Annotated in this window: 24 protein-coding genes; 13 read left to right on the top strand and 11 right to left on the bottom strand. The window is 58.0% G+C overall.

Annotated elements, in window-relative coordinates; translation table 11 throughout:
• Position 1 precedes the first annotated feature (1 nt).
• The 5 genes from AC0J4F_RS20985 to AC0J4F_RS21005 are packed head-to-tail and all read left to right on the top strand — an operon-like array spanning position 2 to position 4,300.
• A complete protein-coding gene (locus AC0J4F_RS20985) occupies positions 2-1,147 on the top strand; it encodes a glycosyltransferase family 4 protein (protein WP_473024574.1) in 1,146 nt (381 codons plus the stop codon).
• 5 nt (positions 1,148-1,152) lie between these two features.
• The gene (locus AC0J4F_RS20990) at positions 1,153-2,310 is read left to right on the top strand and encodes a glycosyltransferase family protein (RefSeq protein ID WP_473024575.1); all 1,158 of its coding nucleotides are present in this window, start codon (positions 1,153-1,155) and stop codon (positions 2,308-2,310) included.
• Positions 2,311-2,367: 57 nt separating this feature from the next.
• Positions 2,368-3,168, top strand: a complete 801-nt coding sequence (locus tag AC0J4F_RS20995; protein WP_473024576.1) for a methyltransferase domain-containing protein — start codon at positions 2,368-2,370, stop codon at positions 3,166-3,168.
• Positions 3,169-3,185: 17 nt separating this feature from the next.
• A complete protein-coding gene (locus AC0J4F_RS21000; RefSeq protein ID WP_473024577.1) occupies positions 3,186-3,998 on the top strand; it encodes a polysaccharide deacetylase family protein in 813 nt (270 codons plus the stop codon).
• Positions 3,995-4,300: a DUF3088 domain-containing protein gene (locus tag AC0J4F_RS21005; RefSeq protein WP_473024578.1), complete on the top strand. Its 306-nt coding sequence runs from the start codon at positions 3,995-3,997 to the stop codon at positions 4,298-4,300. Before AC0J4F_RS21000 ends, AC0J4F_RS21005 begins: the two co-directional genes overlap by 4 nt.
• Before the next feature lie 106 nt (positions 4,301-4,406).
• Here AC0J4F_RS21005 and AC0J4F_RS21010 read toward each other — a convergent pair whose 3' ends face one another.
• Positions 4,407-4,904 (bottom strand): peptide-methionine (S)-S-oxide reductase, encoded by a 498-nt coding sequence (locus tag AC0J4F_RS21010; RefSeq protein WP_473024579.1) that lies wholly within the window; start codon positions 4,902-4,904, stop codon positions 4,407-4,409.
• 219 nt (positions 4,905-5,123) lie between these two features.
• Between AC0J4F_RS21010 and nthA the strand changes: the two genes are divergently transcribed.
• From nthA to AC0J4F_RS21030, 4 genes are read left to right on the top strand one after another with little or no spacing between them, the layout of a single operon-like run.
• Positions 5,124-5,762, top strand: coding sequence for a nitrile hydratase subunit alpha (nthA, locus tag AC0J4F_RS21015; RefSeq protein ID WP_133950895.1), 639 nt, complete (start codon positions 5,124-5,126; stop codon positions 5,760-5,762).
• Positions 5,759-6,418 (top strand): nitrile hydratase subunit beta, encoded by a 660-nt coding sequence (gene nthB, locus AC0J4F_RS21020; protein WP_133950897.1) that lies wholly within the window; start codon positions 5,759-5,761, stop codon positions 6,416-6,418. The genes nthA and nthB overlap by 4 nt, the downstream gene beginning before the upstream one ends.
• Positions 6,405-6,758, top strand: a complete 354-nt coding sequence (locus AC0J4F_RS21025) for a nitrile hydratase accessory protein (RefSeq protein ID WP_473024580.1) — start codon at positions 6,405-6,407, stop codon at positions 6,756-6,758. The genes nthB and AC0J4F_RS21025 overlap by 14 nt, the downstream gene beginning before the upstream one ends.
• Positions 6,755-7,216, top strand: a complete 462-nt coding sequence (locus AC0J4F_RS21030; protein WP_133950899.1) for a methyltransferase family protein — start codon at positions 6,755-6,757, stop codon at positions 7,214-7,216. The genes AC0J4F_RS21025 and AC0J4F_RS21030 overlap by 4 nt, the downstream gene beginning before the upstream one ends.
• 240 nt (positions 7,217-7,456) lie before the next feature.
• On the opposite strand, the gene AC0J4F_RS21035 is transcribed toward AC0J4F_RS21030, so the two are convergent.
• The gene (locus AC0J4F_RS21035) at positions 7,457-7,885 is read right to left on the bottom strand and encodes a hypothetical protein (protein WP_133950901.1); all 429 of its coding nucleotides are present in this window, start codon (positions 7,883-7,885) and stop codon (positions 7,457-7,459) included.
• Between the two features lie 111 nt (positions 7,886-7,996).
• On the opposite strand from AC0J4F_RS21035, the gene AC0J4F_RS21040 reads away from it, so the two are divergent.
• Positions 7,997-8,782, top strand: coding sequence for a helix-turn-helix domain-containing protein (locus tag AC0J4F_RS21040; RefSeq protein WP_473024581.1), 786 nt, complete (start codon positions 7,997-7,999; stop codon positions 8,780-8,782).
• A gap of 8 nt (positions 8,783-8,790) precedes the next feature.
• Here the strand turns inward: AC0J4F_RS21040 and AC0J4F_RS21045 are convergent, their stop codons facing one another.
• Complete coding sequence (locus AC0J4F_RS21045) at positions 8,791-9,690, bottom strand: LysR family transcriptional regulator (RefSeq protein WP_473024582.1); 900 nt, start codon at positions 9,688-9,690, stop codon at positions 8,791-8,793.
• Between the two features lie 39 nt (positions 9,691-9,729).
• Here AC0J4F_RS21045 and AC0J4F_RS21050 point away from each other — a divergent pair, with 39 nt between their 5' ends.
• Entirely contained in the window at positions 9,730-10,068 is a 339-nt protein-coding gene (locus AC0J4F_RS21050) for a DUF1330 domain-containing protein (RefSeq protein WP_473024583.1), read from the top strand.
• A gap of 115 nt (positions 10,069-10,183) precedes the next feature.
• Here AC0J4F_RS21050 and AC0J4F_RS21055 read toward each other — a convergent pair whose 3' ends face one another.
• Positions 10,184-10,420, bottom strand: a complete 237-nt coding sequence (locus tag AC0J4F_RS21055; RefSeq protein ID WP_473024584.1) for a hypothetical protein — start codon at positions 10,418-10,420, stop codon at positions 10,184-10,186.
• Positions 10,421-10,569: 149 nt separating this feature from the next.
• Here AC0J4F_RS21055 and AC0J4F_RS21060 point away from each other — a divergent pair, with 149 nt between their 5' ends.
• Entirely contained in the window at positions 10,570-11,943 is a 1,374-nt protein-coding gene (locus tag AC0J4F_RS21060; protein WP_133950910.1) for a hypothetical protein, read from the top strand.
• A 92-nt stretch (positions 11,944-12,035) separates the two neighbouring features.
• Entirely contained in the window at positions 12,036-12,632 is a 597-nt protein-coding gene (locus AC0J4F_RS21065) for an SOUL family heme-binding protein (RefSeq protein ID WP_447234478.1), read from the top strand.
• Between the two features lie 59 nt (positions 12,633-12,691).
• On the opposite strand, the gene AC0J4F_RS21070 is transcribed toward AC0J4F_RS21065, so the two are convergent.
• The 7 genes from AC0J4F_RS21070 to AC0J4F_RS21100 form a co-directional block, all read right to left on the bottom strand.
• Complete coding sequence (locus AC0J4F_RS21070) at positions 12,692-13,288, bottom strand: class I SAM-dependent methyltransferase (RefSeq protein ID WP_133950913.1); 597 nt, start codon at positions 13,286-13,288, stop codon at positions 12,692-12,694.
• A 60-nt stretch (positions 13,289-13,348) separates the two neighbouring features.
• Positions 13,349-14,530, bottom strand: coding sequence for an ABC transporter permease (locus AC0J4F_RS21075; RefSeq protein WP_473024586.1), 1,182 nt, complete (start codon positions 14,528-14,530; stop codon positions 13,349-13,351).
• Positions 14,527-15,552 carry an ABC transporter permease gene (locus tag AC0J4F_RS21080; protein WP_209173272.1) on the bottom strand — a complete coding sequence of 342 codons (1,026 nt, stop codon included), beginning with the start codon at positions 15,550-15,552 and terminating at the stop codon, positions 14,527-14,529. Before AC0J4F_RS21080 ends, AC0J4F_RS21075 begins: the two co-directional genes overlap by 4 nt.
• Positions 15,553-15,806: 254 nt before the next feature.
• Positions 15,807-17,693 (bottom strand): ABC transporter substrate-binding protein, encoded by a 1,887-nt coding sequence (locus AC0J4F_RS21085; RefSeq protein ID WP_473024587.1) that lies wholly within the window; start codon positions 17,691-17,693, stop codon positions 15,807-15,809.
• Positions 17,690-19,576: an ABC transporter ATP-binding protein gene (locus tag AC0J4F_RS21090; RefSeq protein WP_209177379.1), complete on the bottom strand. Its 1,887-nt coding sequence runs from the start codon at positions 19,574-19,576 to the stop codon at positions 17,690-17,692. Before AC0J4F_RS21090 ends, AC0J4F_RS21085 begins: the two co-directional genes overlap by 4 nt.
• A 190-nt stretch (positions 19,577-19,766) precedes the next feature.
• Positions 19,767-21,647 carry an adenylate/guanylate cyclase domain-containing protein gene (locus AC0J4F_RS21095; protein ID WP_473024588.1) on the bottom strand — a complete coding sequence of 627 codons (1,881 nt, stop codon included), beginning with the start codon at positions 21,645-21,647 and terminating at the stop codon, positions 19,767-19,769.
• Positions 21,648-21,751: 104 nt separating this feature from the next.
• A complete protein-coding gene (locus tag AC0J4F_RS21100; protein ID WP_473024589.1) occupies positions 21,752-22,357 on the bottom strand; it encodes an NUDIX domain-containing protein in 606 nt (201 codons plus the stop codon).
• Positions 22,358-22,360: the final 3 nt, after the last annotated feature.

The raw sequence follows: 22,360 nt of genomic DNA on the forward strand, positions 1-22,360 counted from the left end.
CGTGAAGATCGCCTTCACAGCCCCGATGAAGCCGTTGGACGATCCAACGCCGTCCGGCGATCGCACCATGGGCCGTTTGATCGTGAAGGCGCTGGAGTTTGGCGGGCATGAGGTTCGCACGGCAACCCGCTTTCGGGCCTGGCGCAAGAACGGCGGTGATGCCGAACTTCTGTCCGTCAAATCGGCTGCCTTGCAAGAAGCAGAGCGCGTTGGGGATGCCTGGGAAACCCATGGCTACCGGCCAGACATTTTTCTGACCTATCACCTTTATCACAAGGCCCCGGACTGGATCGGACCTATACTGGCGGACCGGTTTGGAATTCCCTATGCGGTGATCGAGGCGAGCCGGGCGCGCAAACGGCGTACCGGCCCTTGGGCCATTGGATTTCAAGGGGCCGATGAAGCCTTGGCGCGCGCAGACGGGATCGCCGCGCTTCATGACTGGGACCGGGACCGGCTGCTGCCCTTTTTTGAAGAGACGGGAACCGATCCAGCGCAGCGCCTACGCACGGTTCTTCCCTTTCTGGATCTTTCAGCATTTGCGGAGTCCCAATCAGCGCGGCCAATACCACAGCCTCCTCTAAAATTGCTGGCGGTCGGCATGATGCGCGAAGGTGACAAGACGGCGTCCTACGAAGTTCTGGCAGCTGCCCTCAGGCAGCTATCCGACCTGCCTTGGCATCTGACCATCATTGGCGATGGGCCAAACCGTGATGCGATTTTGGACCAGCTTCCCAAGGACAGAATTACCTGGCTGGGAGCCTTGCCGCCGGAACAAGTCATAGCGGAATATCCCAAGCACGACCTCTTCGTCTGGCCTGCGATCCGCGAGAGCTTCGGCTTCGTGCTTTTGGAAGCCCAAGCCTCCGGCCTTGGCGTTGTTGCCGGCGATGCGCTTGGCGTGCCGGAAATCGTGGCAAACGGCTCGACCGGCCTGCTCGCTCCGGAAGGCGATGCGCCAGCCTTTTCTGAAAGACTGCGCCAACTGCTGACCGATCCGGGCCGTATCCGGGCGTTCGGACAAGCAGCAAGAGCCAGCATGTTTGCAACGCATTCTCTGGATGCAGGGGCCCGGCGCCTTGACGCCTTTCTGAATTGCGCACTAGACCACTACAAACGTTCGTCCGATCGATCCGGGGATCTTTGATCATCATGCCGCTGACTGCTTTCATTTATGTTCAACATCTTCTGGGGACGGGCCATGTGGTCCGGGCAACGGCGATCGGCAAGAAACTCGCAGAGCGCGGCGTGGACGTGACGCTCGCCTCCGGCAACCAGATCCCGCCGACCCTTGATGTCGAAGGACTGGAGGTTCTGGAACTTCCAGGTGCCAAGACGGCAAATGCGGAGTTTTCCCGGCTGATTACGTTGGACGGCAAGGATCTGGATGATGAGTGGCGCGCCATGCGCACGGCCGAAACACTTAAGGCCTTTGGGGCCAAGCCCTACGATCTTCTCCTGACCGAAACTTATCCTTTTGGGCGCCGGCAGTTCGAGTTCGAGCTCTCGGTCCTGATGGACACGGCCAAGGCGCGGTCCAACCCGCCAATCATCGCAAGCTCCATCCGCGACATTCTGGTCCCCAAGCAGCAGCTCTGGAAAGAGGAATGGATGGCCAACAAGGCGCGCGACTATTTCGACAAGGTGCTGATCCACGCCGACCCGGATTTCATCACGCTGGCCGACAGTTTCCCGTTCGCCCACAAGATCGAGGATCTTCTGGCTTACACCGGCTATGTCGTGCGCGAAGGCGACCGGCCGGAGCCGCCGGAAGGCGACGGCGAGGACGAGGTTGTTGTCTCCTGTGGCGGCGGAGCCATGTCCGAGAGCCTCTTGAGCGCGGCCATTGATGCCCGCCCCCTGTCCCGGCGTGCCGAAGACTGTACCTGGCGCATACTCGCCGGTCACAATGTGCCGGAAGACGAATTCCAAGCCTACAAGGCCCGCGCGGGCGAAGGTGTCATCGTGGAACGGGCTCGTCCCGATTTTCCAGGCCTTTTGAACCGTGCGCGGCTTTCGATCAGTCAGGGCGGCTACAACACCGTGCTGGATGTTCTGGAAGCCGGGGTTCCCTCCGTGATCGTGCCGTTTGCGCTCGCAACGGAAACCGAACAGGAGCAGCGCGCCAAGGCGTTGGCAAACCATGGCCGCGTCGTGGTTGCCAGCGAAGACATGCTGACGCCGGAACGGCTGGCGGCTGCGGCAGACGATGCGTTGGCCTTGCCGCGCAGTTCGCACAAGGTGCTTTTGGGCGGTGCCGACCGAAGCGCGGACATTCTGATGGATTTGCTCAAGGCACGCGCTGCTTGACCATTGCCTTGTGAACCGGTCACCTTTGACAGCGTCGCACCCATAGGAGAACAGGTCATGGAATTGAGCAAATTCAAGGCCTTGAACGACGTGGACAGCGTCAACGCCTATATCTCCGCCTTGGAGGCCTTCGACGGGATCGCCGAACTGCAGGAGCTGAAGGACCTCGCCAGGGTCCGCGGCGGTGTGGCTGCAGGAAAATCCATCCTCGATGTCGGCTGCGGTTTTGGTCTGGAAACCCAACGTCTCGCCAATGTGGCAGGGGCCAAAGGCTTTGTTTCCGGCCTCGACAAGAGCGCCGACTTCATCAAGGAAGCGCAGCGGCGCGCCGAAGCTGCCGGTCAGTCAATCGCCTATCAGACCGGCGATGCAACCGCTCTGCCCTATGGCGACAACAGCTTCGACTGTGTCCGCGCTGAACGGATCCTGATTTATCTGAGCGATTTCAGGGCAGCACTTTCCGAAATGCGCCGGGTTCTTAACCCCTCCGGAAAGATCGCCTTGATCGAACCGGACTTTTCCACCAACACGATCAACATATCGGACCGGGCGCTCACCCGACGTGTTCTGGACCACGAGATTGAGACCGCCGTTGAAAACAGCTTTTTGCCCGGACCGCTGGTTATGGCGCTAAAGGATCTCGGGTTCGCCAACATCGATATTTCATCGCGTGCGCTGATCTTTCCCCAGGAGCTTGCCGCCAGCTACTTCTCAAGCCTTGCCGTCAACGCCCGTCAGGCCGGCAAGATATCCACCAGCGAAAATGAGGCCTGGCAAACCGCACTCCATGACCTCAAGACGCAGAATGCGATCTTTGCGACCATCAGCTATTTTCTCTTCACCGCCGATGCGCCGTGAACCTACTTGGAAACCCTGTGACTGCTCCCTCTTCCCTCACCGAACTTGATCGCTTCAAGGCATCTTTGACCGCTCACCTCGACTGGTTTGCCGAACGTCGCCGCACCGTCCGGTTCTGGTGGCGCGATGATGATGCAATCGAGCCGACGCCACAGCTGGAGCAGTTGCTCCAACTTGCCAACACCCATGATGTCGATGTCGCCCTCGCGGTGATCCCGAAACAGGCAACTGCGGCCCTGGCGGACCGGCTGAAGGACGAGCGTCACGCCCCGGTTTTGCAACACGGCTGGCAGCACAAGAATTTCCAGCGCAAGGATTTGGGCGAGCGGGCTGCCGAGCTTGGCTTCCGCCGTGATCTTGAGGAACTCGGTGCACAACTGACCGAAGGCAAGGCCAAGCTGGAACTACTCTTTGGTGAGAAATTCATTCCAGCCATCGTACCGCCCTGGAACCGGATTTCTCCGACCGTTTCACGCGCCCTGCCCAACCTCGGCCTACCGGGACTGTCCACCTTCACCTGGCACAATTTCCCGAAAGCCCATCAGGTTCAGTGCCACGTCGACATAATCAAGTGGAAACGGGAAGTCCGGTTCATCGGCTGGGGCAGCGCCTTCCGCAAGTTCGATCTGGAACTTTGCCGCCGCCGCACCAACCCGGACGAGCCGCTCGGCCTGCTGACCCATCACCTTGTTCATGACGCGGGCTGCTGGGACTTCCTGCATGAGTTCCTCACCATTGCCGCGCATCACCCAGGGGCTGAGTGGCCGGAGGTGAAAGATCTTTTTGGCTGCACTCGCTTAGCTGAACCATCAAAAGGCACAGCCGCATGACCGACACGCTGTACCTGTTGACCCCTGGCTTTGAAGATCCGGCCTATCCGGACATGACCTTCTACTGCTGGCACTGCGCCTTGATGGAAGGTGTGTTGACGTCCTTCCCCGAAATTGGAGCGGACCTGGACGTCAAACGCATCGCCTGGCCACGGCCGCGCGCGGAGCTCGTTGAGCTTCTTGGCAAAGAAAACCAGAGCCTGCCGGTACTGATCCTGGACGACGGCGGTTTCATCGACGACAAGGATTCCATTCTGGAAGCGCTGTCAGAACGTCACGGATTTCCGGAGCCTCATCCGTAGACGATTGTTGCGATGGAGCTGGAGGAATAAGAATGCTCTTTCTGTGCCGTCATCCCGGACAAGCGTAGCGAAGATCCGGGATGACAACAGTGTGTGTGGTTCCCCCCTACTCCGCCGCCTCGCCGTCCTTGCGCAGGATGGCGGCGTAGTCGCGTCTCAAGAGACTGAGTTTTGGGTCAATGTAAGTCTTGCAGAACGGGCGTTCGGGGCCGTTCAGATAGTAGTTCTGAAAGCGCTCATCAGACGGCTTGAAGGCCGACAAAGTGAGCACCTTGGTGACCAGCGGTTCCTCAAAATGCTTCTGGAGGTCGTGCAGGATTTGGGAAACGCGGACACCGGTGCCCGCATCATAGGTATAGACCGCGCTGCGGTATTTGCCGCGCATCTTGTGGTGAAAGGTGGCCGAGTGGGTGCGCAGATGGACCTCGATCAGCACCTCCATCGGCAACGCCACCGGATCGAAGGTCACCATTACAGCTTCCGACCAGGCATGGTTCGGCGGGTCGGAGTGGACAAAGCCCTGCTCGACATTCGAAATCCCGGCAAGGGTCTGAAAGACGGCCTCGGTGCACCAGTGGCACCCGCCGCCGAGCCCGAGTTTCATTGAGGTCTCCCCAGTGTCTGCAATGGTTCCGTCTCCCGTATGACGGCCACTTTGCCGGGGAAAAGGAGAAACGCAAAACGCCGTGACGAAGTTGCCCCCAATCGAGATCCTCGAATTTTGATTGATGCCCTCTTGGCGCTCTCCGTCTACCGCCTTAAGCTCCAGATCCAACGCAGGAACTTCTCAACGGTAAAGCACCACATTTGTTATGGAGCCCTCATGGCGCACAATCACGACCATGACCACGATCACGACCATTCCGAACTTTCCGAGATTGAGCTCCGGGTGCGGGCGCTGGAAACGCTTCTGACAGAAAAGGGGTATGTCGATCCGCCCGCCCTTGATGAGCTGATCGAGACCTATGAGACCAAGATCGGCCCCAAGAATGGTGCGCAGGTGGTCGCCCGGGCCTGGTCGGATCCGGCGTATCTGGAGCGCTTGCGCGCAGATGCCACCGCCGCTATTGCCGAGTTCGGCTTTACCGGCCGGCAAGGCGAACACATGGTCGTGGTCGAAAATACCGCAAACACCCACAACATGGTCGTCTGCACCTTGTGTTCCTGTTACCCGTGGACCGTTCTGGGCCTGCCGCCGGTCTGGTACAAATCCGCCCCCTACCGCTCCCGTGCGGTGCGCGACCCGCGCGGGGTTCTTCTCGAATTCGGCGTCAGTCTACCGGAGGACAAGGAGATCCGTGTCTGGGATTCCACCGCTGAAATTCGCTATCTCGTGATCCCCGAACGCCCGTCTGGAACCGACGGCTGGTCCGAAGAGCAACTGGCAGAACTCGTCACCCGGGACAGCATGATCGGCACCGGCCTCGCCTTGGTGCCTTCCGATCTGGAGGCAACGCGATGAACGGGGCCCAGGATCTTGGCGGGCAAATGGGTTTCGGCCCCATCGAGCTGGAAGAAAACGAGCCGAATTTCCACGCCAAGTGGGAGGAACGGGCGTTCGCCGTCACCCTTGCCATGGGCGCAACGGGCACCTGGAACATCGACACTTCCCGCCATGCGCGCGAGACCCTGCCGCCGCCGGTCTATCTCACTTCCAGCTACTACGAAATCTGGACACGGGGGCTTGAAAAGCTCTGTCTCGACAAGGGGCTAGTCACGGCGGCGGAGCTGATAAGCGGACATATGGAAGCCCCGGCCAGACCGGTCAAACAGGTTCTGAAGGCCGGGAACGTCGCCGGGGTTCTTGCAAAGGGCGGACCGGCGGACCGGCCGCAGCATCAACCGGCGCGCTTCAAGACCGGCGACAGCATCCGCACCAAGCGCATGCACCCGGAAGGCCATACCCGCCTGCCCCGCTACGCCCGCGACACCATCGGAGTCATCGACGCCGTGCATGGTGTTCACGTTTTCCCGGACACCAACGCCCATGGGCGCGGCGAACAGCCAACATGGCTCTACGGGGTGCTGTTCAAGGGCGCCGACATCTGGGGGCCGGACAGCGATCCGGGCCTCACCCTGCGCATCGATCTGTGGGAGCCCTATCTTGACCTTGCCTGATCCCGTGCTTGCGACACCGAAACTGCCACTCGATCAGGACGGCGGACCGGTCTTTTCCGAGCCTTGGGAGGCCCGCGTCTTTGCAATGACAGTGAAAGCACATGAAACCGGCATGTTTTCCTGGAATGAATGGGCCGAAACCCTTGGGGCGGAGCTTGCGAAGGACGGCGACGGCAGCGGCACGTCCCTTGGCTACTATGATCACTGGCTGAACGCCTTTGAAACGTTGCTGAGCCGCAAGGGGATCGCCGCGGCGGGCCAGCTGCAGGGGTTGCGGGATGCTTGGGACCAGGCTGCGCGGACTACGGCACATGGCGAGCAAATTGAGCTGAAGAGGTGAGTGCCTTGGAACTGAAAGTCCCGCCGCCCGTCGTTTTCCTTGTCTGCCTCGGGCTTCTTTACGCCGGACACATCGTTCTGCCGTTTGCCTCTGTCGCACCGCCATTCAACACACCGATTGCTCTGATCATTATTCTCATGGGCGGCCTCCTGGGCGCTCAAGCTGTCCTGGCGTTTCTGAAGGCCAAGACCACCGTGCACCCGATGCACCCGGAAGAAGCGTCCACCCTTGTCACGAGTGGGTTTTACCGGATCAGCCGGAACCCGATGTATCTCGGCCTTCTGCTGTTTCTGCTTGCGGCCGGGATCTATTGGGGCACATTGACCCTGATTGCGGTCGGCCCGCTCTTCATCTGGTATATGACCGAGTTTCAGATCAAACCGGAAGAAACGCGGCTGGCAGACAAGTTCGGCGAAGACTATCTGGACTATCTCACAAAAGTCCGCCGTTGGATCTGATCAAGGCCGCAGGGATCTGCGGCCAAGGCGGGTGGAGAAACATTTTTCAACGGTCTGCACCTGTGCTGCACCGGCCTCGAGCCGGTGCCAACTATCGAACATGATCCTGTTTTCGAAAAGGTATCAGTAATCTCGATCCCGGATCTCCGCTTCACTGCGTCCGGGAATGCTCCTTTGGCAGGTTGCTTGGCCTCCATGGCCGCAGGGATCTGCGGCCCGGTCAACTTGTTTAGTGCAATGTCATGCATCGGCGCGTTGGTAGCGATGCGCCGGTGTTGAGAGTTTGCGCGCCGCCAGAAACTCGGCCACAGCAAAATCGGCAACGATCAGTGCGATGCCGGCAACGATATACCAGCCTGGTGCCGTGAATGCCGCCGCAAACTCCAAAAGAATGACGGCACTTGCAAGCACCCATGCCGCATCCAGGGCCGCAAACAGATAGAGCCGTTGTGGCATTCGAGCCGTGTCCCGGCTGGCCCAAAGGAGAACCGCAGCAGTCGCCACCAAACCGGCCCCAAGGGCAAGCGCTCCAGTAAACAACCAACTGCCGGAGGTGTTGAACATCAATTCCGTCAAGACGCCCGGCAACATGATCAGGGCAAATCCACAGGCCGCGCAAAAAAGGGCATTGGCGGCCAGAACGCGTTTTCCAAATTGTTCTGCAGTCATTTTTCCAGTCTCCTGTAAGCGTGTACGCCCCAAAGGATGCCGAAGCCGTGACTGATCTCAATTACCTTGGAGGTAATGGACAAGCCGCCGACATACCGGAATAGTCAGTGCATGACACAGACAGCCTCGAAGTTTCCCGAACTCCTGAAAACCTGGCGATCGCGGCGGCGGCTCAGCCAACTTGACCTTGCTCTGGAAGCCGGGCTTTCCCAGCGTCACATCAGTTTTCTGGAAACCGGCCGGTCAAAACCCAGCCGAATGGCCATCTCGCAGCTCGGCTTGGCGCTTGGCATGCCTGTGGCGGAGGTAGACACGATGCTGGTGTCTGCCGGATATGCCGCCCCCTCAATGGACCAGAGATGGAGCGCAGAAACCCGCGCGGCGGTCCAGGCCTCCATCGATCATGTTCTGACCGGTCATGAGCCATTTCCTGCGTTCAGTGTTGACCGCATCTGGACGGTGCAAAAGGCCAATCTCTCGGCACAGTCCTTCTTTGCCTTTCTTGGAAACACCACCGAGATGAATATCCTGCGGGCCATATTAAGCCCCGGACCGGTCAAGCACCGTCTGCGCAATTGGACCGACAGCGCCCGGGCACTGCTGCGCATCGTCGAGATGGAGGCCGCCCGCCGGCCGAATGATCAGGAAGCCCAGGACCTTTTGAAGGACCTCTTGGATTTGCCCGGTGTCCGAGCGGCGATGGAGGCCGTTCCTGATGGCCCGCCCGAGCCGGTTCTTGCCCTCAAGATCGATGTTGACGGCGCGGAGCTCAGCCTGTTTTCCATGATCGCGACCATCGGAATGAGTTCCGATGCTGCTCTCGATGACATCCGCATCGAAACACTTTTACCGGCGGATGATGCGACACGAACCTGGTTTCTGGCGCGGGCTCACTGACCCGCTCATCAGTCACCTTCATAAAAGTGGCTCTTTTTGGCGAACGCATCTGCCGCAAAGCGCATGAATGCCCGGATACGGGCAACATTTTTCAGGTCCGGGTGCGTCAACAACCAGATATCAAGGTAATGCTCGGGTTTCAGACCGGGAACACGTATCAGATCCGGGTCCGGATCGCCCATAAAGCATGGCATGTGGACCATGCCGAGGCCTGCGCGGGCAGCTGCGTGGGCCGCGATCATGTCATCAGCCATGACACTCACATAGGAATTCGGAAATCGGGCGAGAATGCGCTTGGGCACGCTTTGCGAGGCCCATTTGAAGACGAGACATCCGATCTCGGCGTTTGACGGATTGGCCGCAAGCGACTCTCCGAATTGGCGCGCATGGTCCCTTGAGATGTAATAGGTCCGCTTTTGACGCGTTGCGAGCCGGCCAAACAAGGCTTCGTCCGGCCTGTTGGTCACCCGGACCGCCACATCCGCCTCGCGCCGGTGAAGGCTCAGGATCTCGTTGGCCCCAATCATCTCCATCTGGATCCGGGGATGGTTCTCGGCAAAGGCCTTCATGATGTCAGCAAGCTGAACCTGGAACATCAATTGCGGTGCGGTGATGCGAAGCGGGCCTTCCAGTTCCGCGTCTTGCGCTGTGATGCTGGTATCGAGCGCCAGCATTTCGCGCTCCACACGCCCAGCGACGTTCAAAGCCTCCTGCCCAGCCGCTGTCGGCAGGAACCCTTCAGGTATGCGCTCAAACAACCGCGTTCCAAGCTCTGCTTCCAGGCTTGCAAGGCGCCGCGAAACGGTTGAATGGGTGACTTTCAATCCGCGCGCTGCTTTGGTGATGTTCCCGGCCTTGGCAATCGCCAGAACAAATTTCAGGTCGTCCCACTTTTCCATGGCGTGCATTTTTGCACATCATGCGTCTGCAATTGAAGAATTTTTATCATGACCGACAGTTCTTATGTTGTGCGTGTCGCAATCAACGGAGACTTTCTCATGACCACCCACGCCCTTGCCATGATCACAATCACCGACCGGGAGCTCCTTGGCGCCTATCGCGAAAAGGCCCCGGCGGCGCTCGCCAGACATGGCGGTGCCCTGGTAACCGTTGATCCGGAGCCGATCGTCCTTGAGACCGCTGGAGACGCGCCCAATATCGCTGCACTTCTATCGTTCCCGGATGCGGATGCAGCAAAAGCATGGATCAACGACCCCGATCTCGCTGATGTGCATGCCCTGCGGAACAAGGGTGGCAGATCCACGATTGTCGTGATCCCGAACTAAAGAGCTTGGAAACAAATGAAAAAAGCCGGGCAGCTGCAGTGACGCAGATGCCCGGCAGTCATCTCAGGAGGAATGCGTTTGTCAGGATGGGGCCACAATCGCACTTTTTTGTTTTTCAGCTCAGGTTTAGTTTTTGCCTGATTTCCTGAGCCAGAGCTTCCATAGTCTTCAGCACATCCTGCTTCAGGTTGCTCGACATGAATGCAATGTTGTCTTCCGCCGTTTCAAGGTCCTTAGCGAGCCGGGCAAGGTCTGAACAAATCTCCTCGATCTCCGGATTGGCCGCACAATTTTCCAGAACAATGGGCCAATCTTCGGGAAACAACGATTTGATCTGCTCCGCATATGACATGAACCGCCGGAATCTCCTGTGTGGAGCAAGATCGCGGTGTACAACCCATAAGACAAGTGAAACACGGTGACATAAACCGTGACGCGAAACTGCCGCAACGTCATTTTCTATTGTTATTCAACGCCGTTTGATGCAAACATATCGCTATAATGGCAAAGACCGACCCCACAATTGAATCCAGTGAATTTCACGGTGACTCGGCGCAGGTTCTGTCAGCTTTGTCGGAGATCCTAGCGAGCGCCACCTTTTGGAACGCGGATCGTCTCAAGAGTTTCCTGGAATATGTCGTCCTTGAAACCGTTCACGGACGCGGCGATGGCATCCGGGGGAAAACCATCGCTCAAGATGTTTATGGGCGGCGTGCCGAGACCGACGGGGACCCTGAAAATGTCGTAAGGGTCGACGCACGCCGGCTCCGCCGACGGCTTGCCGAATATTATGAGGATGAAGGGCGGAATGCGAAGGTGCGCATCCATATTGACAGTGGCGGATACATGCCGCGGTTCGAAACAGTATCCGATGCAGCGCTTGTCGAAACCGACGCCCCTTCACCCGCTCCCGGCCCTCTCCTCTCCGATCAACCGCAGCACCACCGCGCACTGCCATACTGGGTGGCAGGAGCAGCGCTTATTATGCTAACGGCCTTTGGCGCAACGTTTTTCATTTATGGGTTTCACACTCATTCGAGCGAGATCAGCGCGTCTTCGGACAGGTTGGTTGAGAGGCAAGCCATCCTGGAGAAGTCTCCGGCTGCGCTGCAAGCCGTCAATATGGCGGAGCAGGCGCGCGCTCTCATTTTTCCGATCTTCGACGTTGAGCGGCAGCGGCTGTCGCTAGGTTTTTTCAAAGAAGCTATCCGCCTCGACCCGGACTATACGGGGGGCTATGCGGGCGCGGCCCAGACCACCGGGACACTTGCTTTGCTGAGCCCGGCCGGCGATCAGAAGGAAACGCTCAAATCCCAAGCGCGGTCCTATGCGGAGAAGGCCGTGGCGTTGGATCCGACCGATCCCTGGTCGCAGTCTGCCGCCTCTTGGGCCGCCATGGCGAATGGGGACTATGCAGAAGCAAGCCGGCTGTCCGCGCGGGCAAACGCTATGGCGCCAGCGGATCTTCATATTCTTGAGATTTATGGCACGGTGGCCCTGGCAAATGGTGACTTCCAGCTGGCGCTGGACCTGTCTCGGCCCCTCATTGAGGCTCAAGAGAAACTCCACCGCACCGCGAATCGGAATGTCTATGCAGTCGCCAACTTCTTTCTTGGCAACTACGCAGAGACCCTTCAGGCACTTCAGATTGCAGCCGAACAAGGGGAGCCCGTCAGCTCTGGCATGCTGGCCTTCAAGATTGCCGCACACCAAGCCCTGGGCCACACCGAGACGGCGCAAAGACATGCCAAAATCTTGATGGACACCTGGCCCATTCCGATCGACGAGGTCATTGCGCGTATCATGCGGGACCAAGCCCACCCGGACCGAGTGGCCGGCTATCTCAAACAGGCCGGATGGTCACCTCCGGACTGAGAATAGGATCGTTTCTACTCGTTCAGAGCGGATTGCCGGGTCGGCACCCATCAATAAGTGGTCCTTTTCGGCGCGTAGCTCGTAGACATCCCATGTTGAAGTATTTTGCAATCACGCTTGGCACACTCCTTCTACTCGGTGGTATCGGAACACTGCTCTGGTCCAACATGTCGAGGTTTTTGGAGCAGCCGCAATTCACACTGGTTGCGTCCCACGGTCCAATTGAAATCCGGCAGTACAAATCAGCGGCCGCTGCAGAGGTCACTGTCCTGGGTGACCGGGACGAAGCGGCCCGAGACGCATTCCGGATCCTGTTTCGCTACATCTCGGGAAACAACGGCGCGGCCGACAAGATCTCGATGACAGCACCCGTCATCCAAAGCCCAACGAATGCGGAAAGCTGGACGGTCGCGTTCTATCTGCCGTCCGATTTTTCACCAGAAACTGCGCCGAAGCCAGAGGATTCTAGGGTTTCCATAGTCCCGATCTCGGATGCGACGGTTGCGACGATCCGGTTTTCCGGGCGATGGTCTCCGCAAAATCTGAAAGAGCATCAGGCAAGACTTGAAGCGTTCTTGCAAGAAGAAGGGCTCACGGCCCTGGGGCCGCCAACCTTTGCGTTTTTCAACGATCCGTTGACCCCACCGCCCTTCCGGCGCAACGAGGTGCAGATCCGGATCTCCGGATAGCAAAAAAGCCGTCCCTGTCTCCAAGAGCGGCTCTCGTTTCTCAACATATGGGATCCGGATCAGGCGACCGGTTTCACCAACCGCATACGCCAGGTCACACTGCCCTTTTTGTCCGACGTCAGCCGATAATCGTCAAGCACGTCCCATTTACTCGCATCATCCGTGGCATCCCACAGCTTCGCAATGAGCTTGTTGGCACCGGAGTTCGGTTTGTTCGGAGAGTACATCGACAGCGCGATCACGCCGTCGTCCTTGAGGTACGGCAGGTAGCGCTCAACAACGGCCGCCGGATCTTCGGCAAAGTGAAGGACTTCATTGAAGACAATGGCTGAGAACCGTTCATTTGCTTCCGGTTCAAAAGTGTGCATGTCGCCAGCGCGCAAGGACGCGATTTCCGGATCGACATTGGCAATCTTAAGCGACGCCGGAGACAGATCCATGCCGACGTACCGCTTGACGCCCATCGGCTGGAGCCGTTCATAGAGCAGCCCTTCCCCGCAACCGATGTCCAGCACCTCTTCAATCGAGTTGGTCAGGTTGAGCCACATGCCGATAATGCCGTACCGGCCGCTTTCGGGAAGTGACCGCAAAAAGGCCCAGCGCCCGGCGACGTATTCCTCATCCCAGCCTTCGGCGGTGCTCGCATTATTCGACATGATTGCTCCAATAGACGGGGCGGACCCTTTAGGCCCGCCGCATAATAATTTATCTCGTGATCACTTATAGGGATCAGCCGCGTCGCGCAAACCATCACCGAGGAAATTGAAGGCCAAAACCACAATGATGATCGGGATCACCGGTGCCATCAGCCAGGGATAGACGGTTACGACAGAAATGTTTTGCGCCTCGTTCAGTAGAACGCCCCAGGAGATGGCCGGCCTTCGAAGTCCGAGGTTGAGGAACGAGAGAGCCGTCTCGCCAAGGATCATTGCCGGGATCGACAAGCTGGCCGAGGCAATGATGTGGCTGGTGAAGCCGGGCAAGAGGTGACGCGTGATGACCCGCTTTGGCTTGGCTCCCATCATCACCGCAGCCTTGGCGTATTCTTCTTCGCGGAGAGACAGAAGCTTGGACCGGACGGCGCGCGCGAGCCCGGGCCAATCGAGCAGTCCAAGGATAATCGTGAGGCCGAAATAGACCCATACAGGGCTCCAGGTCACGGGCAAGGCCGCAGACAATGCCATCCAAAGCGGCAACTCGGGAAGCGACCGCATGATTTCGATCAGCCGCTGGATGAGCGTGTCCGCGATGCCGCCAAAGTAGCCGGCAATACCGCCAAAGAACAGGCCAAGCACAATAGAGATGGTAACGCCAACCAAGCCGATCGTCAGCGACAGACGCGCACCATACACCAGTCCTGAGAACTGATCCCGGCCCAACCGATCGGTCCCGAGGAGAAATGCCGTGCCGCCGTCAGCTGGGCAAAACAGATGGAACGTTGCCGGGAACAAACCCCAAAATTCGTAGTCGTCCCCTGAACAGAAGAAGCGGAGTGGCTGCACTTTTTCCAGATCAGGAGAATACTCCCACTGGAGCGTTTCCATATTGATTTCAGATTTCAGTCCATAAACAAACGGCCCGACAAACTGCCCCTCATGGAACAGATGCAATGGCTGCGGCGGGGCATAGAGATGATAGCTGTCCCGCGTGTCCGGTGCATAGGGCGCAATGATCTCGGCAAAAGGGACGCAGAGGTAGAAAATCAAAAGGACAACGCCGGACCAAACAGCCAGTTTGTGGCGTTTGAACTTCCACCACATGATTTGCCACTGGGAGGCTTGGTAGAACCGCTCCTGTTCCGGACTGAGCTCTTCGACCACAGCCGGATTGAACGGCTCCGGATCCACATAATGCTCAACGTCGCGCACCGGTGTCTTGTTCTTGAGGTCGTCGCTCATGACGAGGCCCTCCCACCGAGACGAATTCTTGGGTCGAGCACGGCCAGCAGCAGGTCGGAAATCAACATGCCGATCAGGGTCAGGACAGCCACGAACAGCAAGACAAATCCGGCTAGGAACTGATCCTGAGACTGCAGCGCGGACAGAAGGACCGGGCCGACGGTCGGCAAGCTCATCACGACCGACACGATCACAGATCCCGATACAAGCGACGGAATAAGATTGCCGATGTCCGCGATGAACGGATTGATGGCCATCCGCAGCGGATATTTGATCAGGAGCTGGCCTTCTTTCAGGCCCTTTGCCCGGCCTGTTGTTACATATTGCTTGTGCAATTCATCGAGCAGATTGGCCCTCAGGCGCCGGATCATACCGGCCGTCCCCGACGTCCCGATCACGATGGTCGGGACGATAAGGTGTGCCAGGACTGACATCGCCTTGTCGAAACTCCAAGGCTGGTCGATGTACTCCGGTGCCATCAACCCGCCGACAGACAAGCCAAACCACTGATTGAAGAAGTAAAGCAGGATCAGCGCGAGCAGAAAGTTGGGCGTCGCCAGGCCCACATATCCGATAAAGGTGAAACCGTAATCACCCCAGGAATACTGCCGCGTTGCCGAGTAAATGCCGATCGGAAAAGACATCACGTACACGAACAGAATGGTCGCGAAATTCAGGACAATTGTCAGCGGCAAAGTCGGTCCAACCACTTCCGCCACCGGCTTGTCGAACTCAAACGACCAGCCCCAGTTGCCCTGCAGCAAGCCATCCAGCCCATGTGGACCTGGCCAAAGTCCCACCCAGATCAGGTACCGCTCGAAGAATGGGCGATCGAGGGAAAATTCCTTGCGCAGGAATTCAAGTTTCGCAATAGACGATTGCTCGCCGGACGTTTTCAGCGCGGCGATCTGGTTCGAAATGTAATCGCCCGTCGGCAACTCGATGATGAAGAACACCAGAAAGCTGATCACGAACAAAGTCGGGATCATCATCAAGATCCGGCGCAGAATGTAATACAGCACCTAATTTCCCCTCAGCCTCGGATCTTCCGCTTCATGGCTCCGAAAAGTTCCGGGAGCCGGGCGACGCTTAAGACCCAAATGCCAACCCAGCAGAAAGCCAAACTGCCGGTTATTGAGGCGGTTCGTTGACAACGGTGCTTTGACAACTCCGCTGGCTCTCTTGCCGCCTCCAACTATCAGAACAGCGCTCTGTTCTTGCGCTGTTCTAGACCGGGCCGGTTCCATCGAACCGGCCCGGCATCTTTCAGCAAACCTTATTCGTCCATATAGAATTCATCCATCCGATGAATGCCGTAGTGTGCGCCCGGATCCCACCCGTAGATGCCTTCGAGGGGTACGTTCTTAACGCCCTTGATCACGACCGGCTGGCGTACTCCCGACACCAAGCCGATGCGAATGGTTTCGTCAGCATGGATCTGCAGCATTTCCTGCCAGATCTTTTCGCGCTCTTCGCTCGTTTTCGACACCAGCCAAGACTGATAGAGCTCCATCAGGCGTTGCGCCGGTGCCCAATCCATTGGTTCGCCGCCCACGCCCTTGGTTTCGTAGTGATCGCCCCAGGCATGCCAGGTCAGGCTCTCCGACTGAACCGGAGCCAGGTCATTCGGGCTCATGTCCGCGGTCGGGATGCCGTTCTCCATGCCCCACCAGACCGACATCACGAGTTCGCCGGTAATCGCGCGTTCCCGTAGGTTGTCACGCTGGCTCGGCTTGGCGAACAGTTTGACGCCAATCTCGGCCCAGTTTTCCGCGATTAACTCGAGCGCATCCAACTGTGTTTCGTCTTCGCCGGATGTCTCCACGATGATCTCAAGCGGACGGCCATCGCTCATCAGCCGGATGCCATTCTTGTTGCGCTCGGTCAAACCGATTTCATCAAGAAGGGCGTTGGCTTGATCGACATCATGTTCCGCCCACTTGGTGGTGAACTCCGGCTGATGCAGCGGACTCTGGCTCAAGACCGTGTCATTGCCCGGCGTTCCAAGCCCGAAGAACAGAACCCGATTCAACAAAACCCGATCAATACCGAGCGATAGAGCGCGGCGGAACCGGGTGTCGCGCATCAATTCCCGCCAAACCGGATCCTTGACCGTGAGGTTCGGCAGGATCGACATCTCCGAGCCTTTGGCATTGGACCAGAGCGCTGTGATGTAGTCGTTCAGCTTCTCGCCCTTTTTCAGCACCGTAATGTCTGAGAAGTTGAGGTTCCGTGCCTGAAGATTGGTCTCCCCAGCCTGTGTCTTGGCCGGAATGAGCTTTCCGTCGGCAACCGTCATGATGATTTCATCAATGTACGGCAACTGCTGTCCTGTCGAGTCGACCCGGTGGTAAAATGGATTCCGCACCAGAATGAACCGAAGGTCGCTGCTGTCGTCCCTGCGCACCCAGGGCTGAAGGCTGGGAAGGTCGACGTTGCGCGCGCTGTACATGTCGTCCTTCTTGTTGTGCAGCGGTGCCCAGCTGCGGGCCTTTACCTTCTCAGCTTCCGCCGCGATGGTCTCCGGATCGCCGTATTTTTCATGGAACTGTTTCAGATAATGCGCAGGCCGGTAGATAAACGGCGGGCGCGCCTTGGCCAGCTCTGTCAGAAACAGCGGGTTCGGCGCATCCCAGGTGAACCGGACAGTTGTTTCGTCAAGAACTTCGAACTTTGGTCCTTTTCCGTCGGCCAGCAGGAACGGCGGCAGGCCTGATGGTGTCAGCTCGGGATTGCTGACAACATCTTCAAAATAATACCGGATATCTTCCGCACCGAATGGGTGGCCATCAGACCATTTGTGCCCCTCCCGCGTATTCAGTGTAAAGATGCGTCCCTCTTCCACATCAACGCTTTCCAGAAGGTCCGGCACCAGCTCCAAGTCTTCGGTATAACCCATGAGACGCGCATAGCCCCACACATTGATGAGGCGAACGTCTTTGGACCGGCCAATCAGTGTGTTCAGCTTGCCACCATGTTCGCCAACCGTCCGGCCCTTGGCTTCCAGATCCACGATCAGCGGCTCTGATGGCACCCGTTCCGCCACAGGCGGAAGCTTCGGATCCAGGCCAGGAGTTTCTTCAAGATCCAGCGCGGACGATGGCCCGGCCAGCGCAAAAGCGGCAAGGAAGACACCTCCACCAAGAATGCGTTTCAGTTTCATGCTGCAGTCCCCTCAAGTGCTCCGGCATTCTTAAGACCGGGTGCACAGACAAAATGCTCTGGTTCCATCTCAAATAACGATGGAACATCTTCATTGGTGACGCGGAATGGCTCCGGCCACAGGTGCGGTTCGGATGCGCGATTGGCATCCAGTGCCGAGAAATCAAGCGGCGTCGATAAATCCGGTTCGGGCACCGCAGACAACAAGGCTTTTGTGTAAGGGTGAAGCGGATTGGACACGACTTCGCGCGTTTCTCCAAGCTCCACCAGCCGTCCACGGCACATCACAGCGATCCGGTCGGCAATATAGTCAACGACCGCAAGGTTATGGCTGACAAACAGGTATGTCAGATTGAGATCGCGCTTCAGATCCTGAAGGAGGTTCAGGATCTGCGCCTGCACTGACACATCCAGGGCCGATGTCGGCTCATCGCACAGGATGAACTCCGGATTGAGCGCAAGCGCTCGGGCAATACCTATCCGCTGGCGCTGACCACCGGAAAACGAATGCGGATAGCGCCGCAGAAACCGCGGATCAAGACCGACGAGGCTTATCAGGCTGCGGACACGCTCAGAGCGCTCTTCCGCTGTACCGATCCCATGGACTTCAAACGGCTCCGCCAGAATATCGTTGATGGTCATGCGCGGGTTGAGCGACGAGAACGGATCCTGGAATATCAGCTGAACCCGCCGCCGGTAGTCCATCAGATCATCGCCGGTGAGATCAGCTATGTTTTCCAGGCCCTTGCCACGGTTATAAACGACTTCGCCACGTTCCAGATGAAGGGCACGCAGGATCGCCTTTGCGGCCGTGGTCTTGCCCGAACCGGACTCGCCCACGAGCCCCAGGCATTCGCCGCGTTTGATGGTCAGGTTGATGTTATCCAGCGCCTTGAGCGTCTTTGGCTTGCCGCTGAACAGCGACCCCTTGCGCAGGGTGAATTCCTTGGTGACACCGCGCATTTCCATCAAGGTCTCGCCCGGCAGGACATCGCATTTTGGGCGGTTTCGGGTCAGGTCTTCCGACTTCACTTCAATCGGCCTGATGGGGACCAATCGTTCGGACTTGTCCATATGGAATCCGGGCACAGCGTTCAGCAGCGCCTTCAAGTAGTCGTGCTGAGGGTTGCCAAACAGCTGCTCGGCTGTGCCTTTTTCCATAATCCGACCATGATAAATCACGGCAATTTCATCGGCCATATTGGCCACCACCCCGAAGTCGTGGGTGATCATCAAAACCGACATTCGAAGTTCGGACTGCACATCCTTGATAAGCTTGAGAATTTCCGCCTGGATCGTCACGTCCAATGCAGTGGTGGGCTCATCGGCAATTAGAAGTGCCGGATTGCAGATCATCGCCATGGAAATCATGGCACGCTGACGCAGACCACCGGACAACTCGAACGGGTATGTGTCCAGGGCCCTTGCGGGATCTGGAAACTGAACCAGACGCAACATTTCCTGGGTCAGTTCGCGCGCTTCCGGTGCGGACACGTCGCGGTGGAGTTTTGCGGCCTCGCCGATCTGATCGCCAATCGTATGCAACGGCGACAGAGAGGTCATCGGCTCCTGAAAGATAATCGCAACACGGTTGCCGCGCAGATGGCGCATCTGCGGCCCCTTGCGGTCCAGCGAGGCAATGTCGACCGGCGGTTCTGCGCCTGTCGGATCGGACAGGATCACTTTTCCCGATGTCACCGAAGCGATCGACGGCAAAAGGCCCATAATTGTCTGGGAGATAACCGTCTTCCCAGAACCCGATTCCCCGACAAGTGCAACTGTCTTGTTCTCCGGGACCACGAAGGAAACATCGTTGACCGCCTTGGTCCGTCCCTCGGCAGTATTAAACTCTACCGTCAATCCCTCGATGGAGAGAACATTCACCGTCAAATTCCTCCCGGGCCAAGGTTATCGCACTGATGCTTACCCAGCCTGTGTTGCGAAACAAAGACAACCAAATTTACGCTGTATTAGCAACGCAATAATCCGGAAGCGGTGCTGTGATCTAGATCACGTCAACCTGATAATGCCTATCATACGCGCAACTTACACACACGTTACGAATTGAAGGCGGTTACTCCGCTGCGGAAACCGGCGCTTTCGATGCTTCATTTGCGGGCAACACGTCGGTCGCCCTTGGCGCAAGCCAGTAGACTTCCATCCGCCCGGACCGGCCACGCAGGTAATGTTCGCCGACCTCTGTCTGGCTGTGTTCATTCGGCAACCGGCATACGGTTTCTGCGCTTGCCAGAATTGTTATCTCCGGCTCACCGGCCACTTCCCTGCCCAAATGCTGCAGCCGTTCCGCCGCGTTCACGGTGTCGCCGACCACCGTGTAGTTCCACCGGTCCAGAGCGCCAACATTGCCAACCAGCACCGGTCCCGTGTGGATCCCGATCCGCATCCTCAGCGTCACACCACCTTCGGCTTTGGCCGTTTCGTTTGCCTGCATTTGGGCGGCTGCAATGCGCCGGGCTGTCCGGACGGCTGCTTCTGCGTGATCCGGCTGGTCATCCGGCGCGCCGAAGAATGCCAGCATCCCGTCACCCATAAACTTGTCGACCGTGCCACCCTCGCTCTCCACCGCATCGACCAAAATCGCAAAATGCTGATTGAGAAGCGCCGCAGCCTGTTCAGCGCTCATATTTTCAGAAAGCGCCGTGAAACCCACGATGTCGGTAAAGAGGATCGTCAGCTCCGCCTTGCGGGCCTCGGCTGCCTTTTGCCCGCCGAGACGCATGAGCTTGATGAACAAAGACCGCGGCACATAGGTGTTCATGGCCTTGAGGCCTTCCACCATCGCATTGAAGGCAGAGGCAACCTGATCCATCTCCACGACCCGGCTGCGCGGCAGTGGCTCAACGTCTTGAAGCGACAGGGTCGCGACCCGCTCGGATTGACGCGCAAGGTTGCGCAGCGGTCTGGAGACCCGGCGTCCCATCCAGATCGCGATGAGGACGGAGATGACCAAAGCGCCCAGTCCGACAAAGCCGGATCCTGCCAATCGCCTCACCTCCCGCGAAACCGTCGCGCCAAGATAATATTGCCCAACCGTCAGAGGCTGATCACTGAAGCCAGGGACTATCCGGCGCATCATCAAATACTCATCTTCGGCCGCTTCAATGATTGAAACGTCGATCCCGAGCTCTGAAGCGCGCTCAAACTCTTCGAGTTTTGTTTCATCGCCCATTGCAGCCAAGACCGGGTCACCAATTGTGTCCCATGACCCCGGCAGGTTTTCGGAAATGCTGCCGCCGGTCTGAATCCAGTCCGCATCGGAGTGCATCAGGACATCTCCGTTGCCATCGAGGATGAAGACGGTGTTGTTGACGCCCTCATCCTGGCTGGCAACGATGATCGACAGGTTTTCCATCGTGGTTGCCGCCGTCAGCACGGCAAACATTTCACCATCATGCACCAACGGCGCGGAGACGTTGGCAAAGAGCCCCACTTCATGCCGCATGATCGGGCCCCATGTCGGTGGGCTGTCAGCGGAGAGCACCGGGACGACTTCATCTCTCATGCCGGGCGGCGGCGCGTCCGAATTGATCCGCCACAGTTTGCCGTTTTTTGCCCGATAGACACCGAGACGTCGGCCATCTGAATAAGTGATCGCCAGCGTGGTCAGGTCCGTGTTGGTCTGCAGTGCAATGGAAAAATCTTCGTAGATCCGGTTGCGATCCTCGATCGATAAAGTGCCGTCTTCGAAGAAAGGCTTCAAACCGATCACCGCATTTTCAACCGACTTGAAATGGGTGCGCACCTGTGTCTCAAGCGATTGCGTGCTCAAGATCGTTTTGTCGTTCAACAAGGAGAAGGTGTTCTGGAAATTCGCGACTACCGAAAGGGCCAGGACCAACCCTATGGCCAATGCCACAAACCCACCGAAGCCGAGCCCGACGATCGTCGTCAGCTGCAGCCGGACACGCCGGGGTTTGCGAAAATTCAGCGCCATCTGGCTCCGTCCTGAGTTTGCCTTAAGATCGTAATGCCTGACAGTTGCCTTCAAATTAAGGCAGCCGCCGCGAAGAATACCATCCGATTGTTTCCCCAACGGCTTCAGTCTTTTGCGGCTCGTAGTTTACGCAGTGCCAGATCCTGCAAGAGAATCACCGTTTTGGCATCCCGGATACAGCCATCGGACACCATCTGAAGCGCCTCTTCCAGTGGAACATGGAGCACTTCGATGTCCTCTCCTTCACTTTCAGCACCACCTCCCTCGCCTGTCCGGTGGCGCTCCTGATAGCTGCCCCGGAAATAGGACAAGACCTCCGTAATGGACCCGGGGCTCATTTGCAGATCGAAGAGATGTTCCAGCTCCGACACTTCAAAGCCGGTTTCTTCCATCAACTCCGCACGCATCCGCTCCTCCGGGTGCGCACCTTCAAGCAGGCCGGCCGGTGCCTCGATGAACGCTGCGGAACCATCAGTGAGCCAAACGGGCAAGCGGAATTGACGTGTTAAAAGAACACAGCCTGTTTCCGGATTGTGCAACAAGCACGCCGCGCCATGGCCCCGATCGTAGACCTCACGAGTCTGCCGCTGCCAGGTTCCGTCCCGGCGCCGATAGTCGAGCGTATACTTGGTCACCGTGCCCCAATTGTCCGACAAAAGCTCTTCGTCGATGATCTTGAGGAAGTCAGAGCCCTTCACCGGCACACTCATGCA

The sequence above is a fragment of the Roseibium sp. R5 genome, from assembly GCF_055755305.1.

Excerpts from the sequence above, each read along its gene's own strand:
- AC0J4F_RS21060 (WP_133950910.1), top strand. The coding sequence starts at position 10,570 with ATGGCAAAGACCGACCCCACAATTGAATCCAGTGAATTTCACGGTGAC.
- AC0J4F_RS21040 (WP_473024581.1), top strand. The coding sequence starts at position 7,997 with ATGACACAGACAGCCTCGAAGTTTCCCGAACTCCTGAAAACCTGGCGA.
- AC0J4F_RS21050 (WP_473024583.1), top strand. The coding sequence starts at position 9,730 with ATGACCGACAGTTCTTATGTTGTGCGTGTCGCAATCAACGGAGACTTT.
- AC0J4F_RS21095 (WP_473024588.1), bottom strand. The coding sequence starts at position 21,647 with ATGGCGCTGAATTTTCGCAAACCCCGGCGTGTCCGGCTGCAGCTGACG.
- nthB (WP_133950897.1), top strand. The coding sequence starts at position 5,759 with ATGAACGGGGCCCAGGATCTTGGCGGGCAAATGGGTTTCGGCCCCATC.
- AC0J4F_RS21085 (WP_473024587.1), bottom strand. The coding sequence starts at position 17,693 with ATGAAACTGAAACGCATTCTTGGTGGAGGTGTCTTCCTTGCCGCTTTT.
- AC0J4F_RS21035 (WP_133950901.1), bottom strand. The coding sequence starts at position 7,885 with ATGACTGCAGAACAATTTGGAAAACGCGTTCTGGCCGCCAATGCCCTT.
- nthA (WP_133950895.1), top strand. The coding sequence starts at position 5,124 with ATGGCGCACAATCACGACCATGACCACGATCACGACCATTCCGAACTT.
- AC0J4F_RS21005 (WP_473024578.1), top strand. The coding sequence starts at position 3,995 with ATGACCGACACGCTGTACCTGTTGACCCCTGGCTTTGAAGATCCGGCC.
- AC0J4F_RS21100 (WP_473024589.1), bottom strand. The coding sequence starts at position 22,357 with ATGAGTGTGCCGGTGAAGGGCTCTGACTTCCTCAAGATCATCGACGAA.
- AC0J4F_RS21065 (WP_447234478.1), top strand. The coding sequence starts at position 12,036 with ATGTTGAAGTATTTTGCAATCACGCTTGGCACACTCCTTCTACTCGGT.
- AC0J4F_RS21010 (WP_473024579.1), bottom strand. The coding sequence starts at position 4,904 with ATGAAACTCGGGCTCGGCGGCGGGTGCCACTGGTGCACCGAGGCCGTC.
- AC0J4F_RS21070 (WP_133950913.1), bottom strand. The coding sequence starts at position 13,288 with ATGTCGAATAATGCGAGCACCGCCGAAGGCTGGGATGAGGAATACGTC.
- AC0J4F_RS21075 (WP_473024586.1), bottom strand. The coding sequence starts at position 14,530 with ATGAGCGACGACCTCAAGAACAAGACACCGGTGCGCGACGTTGAGCAT.
- AC0J4F_RS20995 (WP_473024576.1), top strand. The coding sequence starts at position 2,368 with ATGGAATTGAGCAAATTCAAGGCCTTGAACGACGTGGACAGCGTCAAC.
- AC0J4F_RS20990 (WP_473024575.1), top strand. The coding sequence starts at position 1,153 with ATGCCGCTGACTGCTTTCATTTATGTTCAACATCTTCTGGGGACGGGC.
- AC0J4F_RS21055 (WP_473024584.1), bottom strand. The coding sequence starts at position 10,420 with ATGTCATATGCGGAGCAGATCAAATCGTTGTTTCCCGAAGATTGGCCC.
- AC0J4F_RS21045 (WP_473024582.1), bottom strand. The coding sequence starts at position 9,690 with ATGCACGCCATGGAAAAGTGGGACGACCTGAAATTTGTTCTGGCGATT.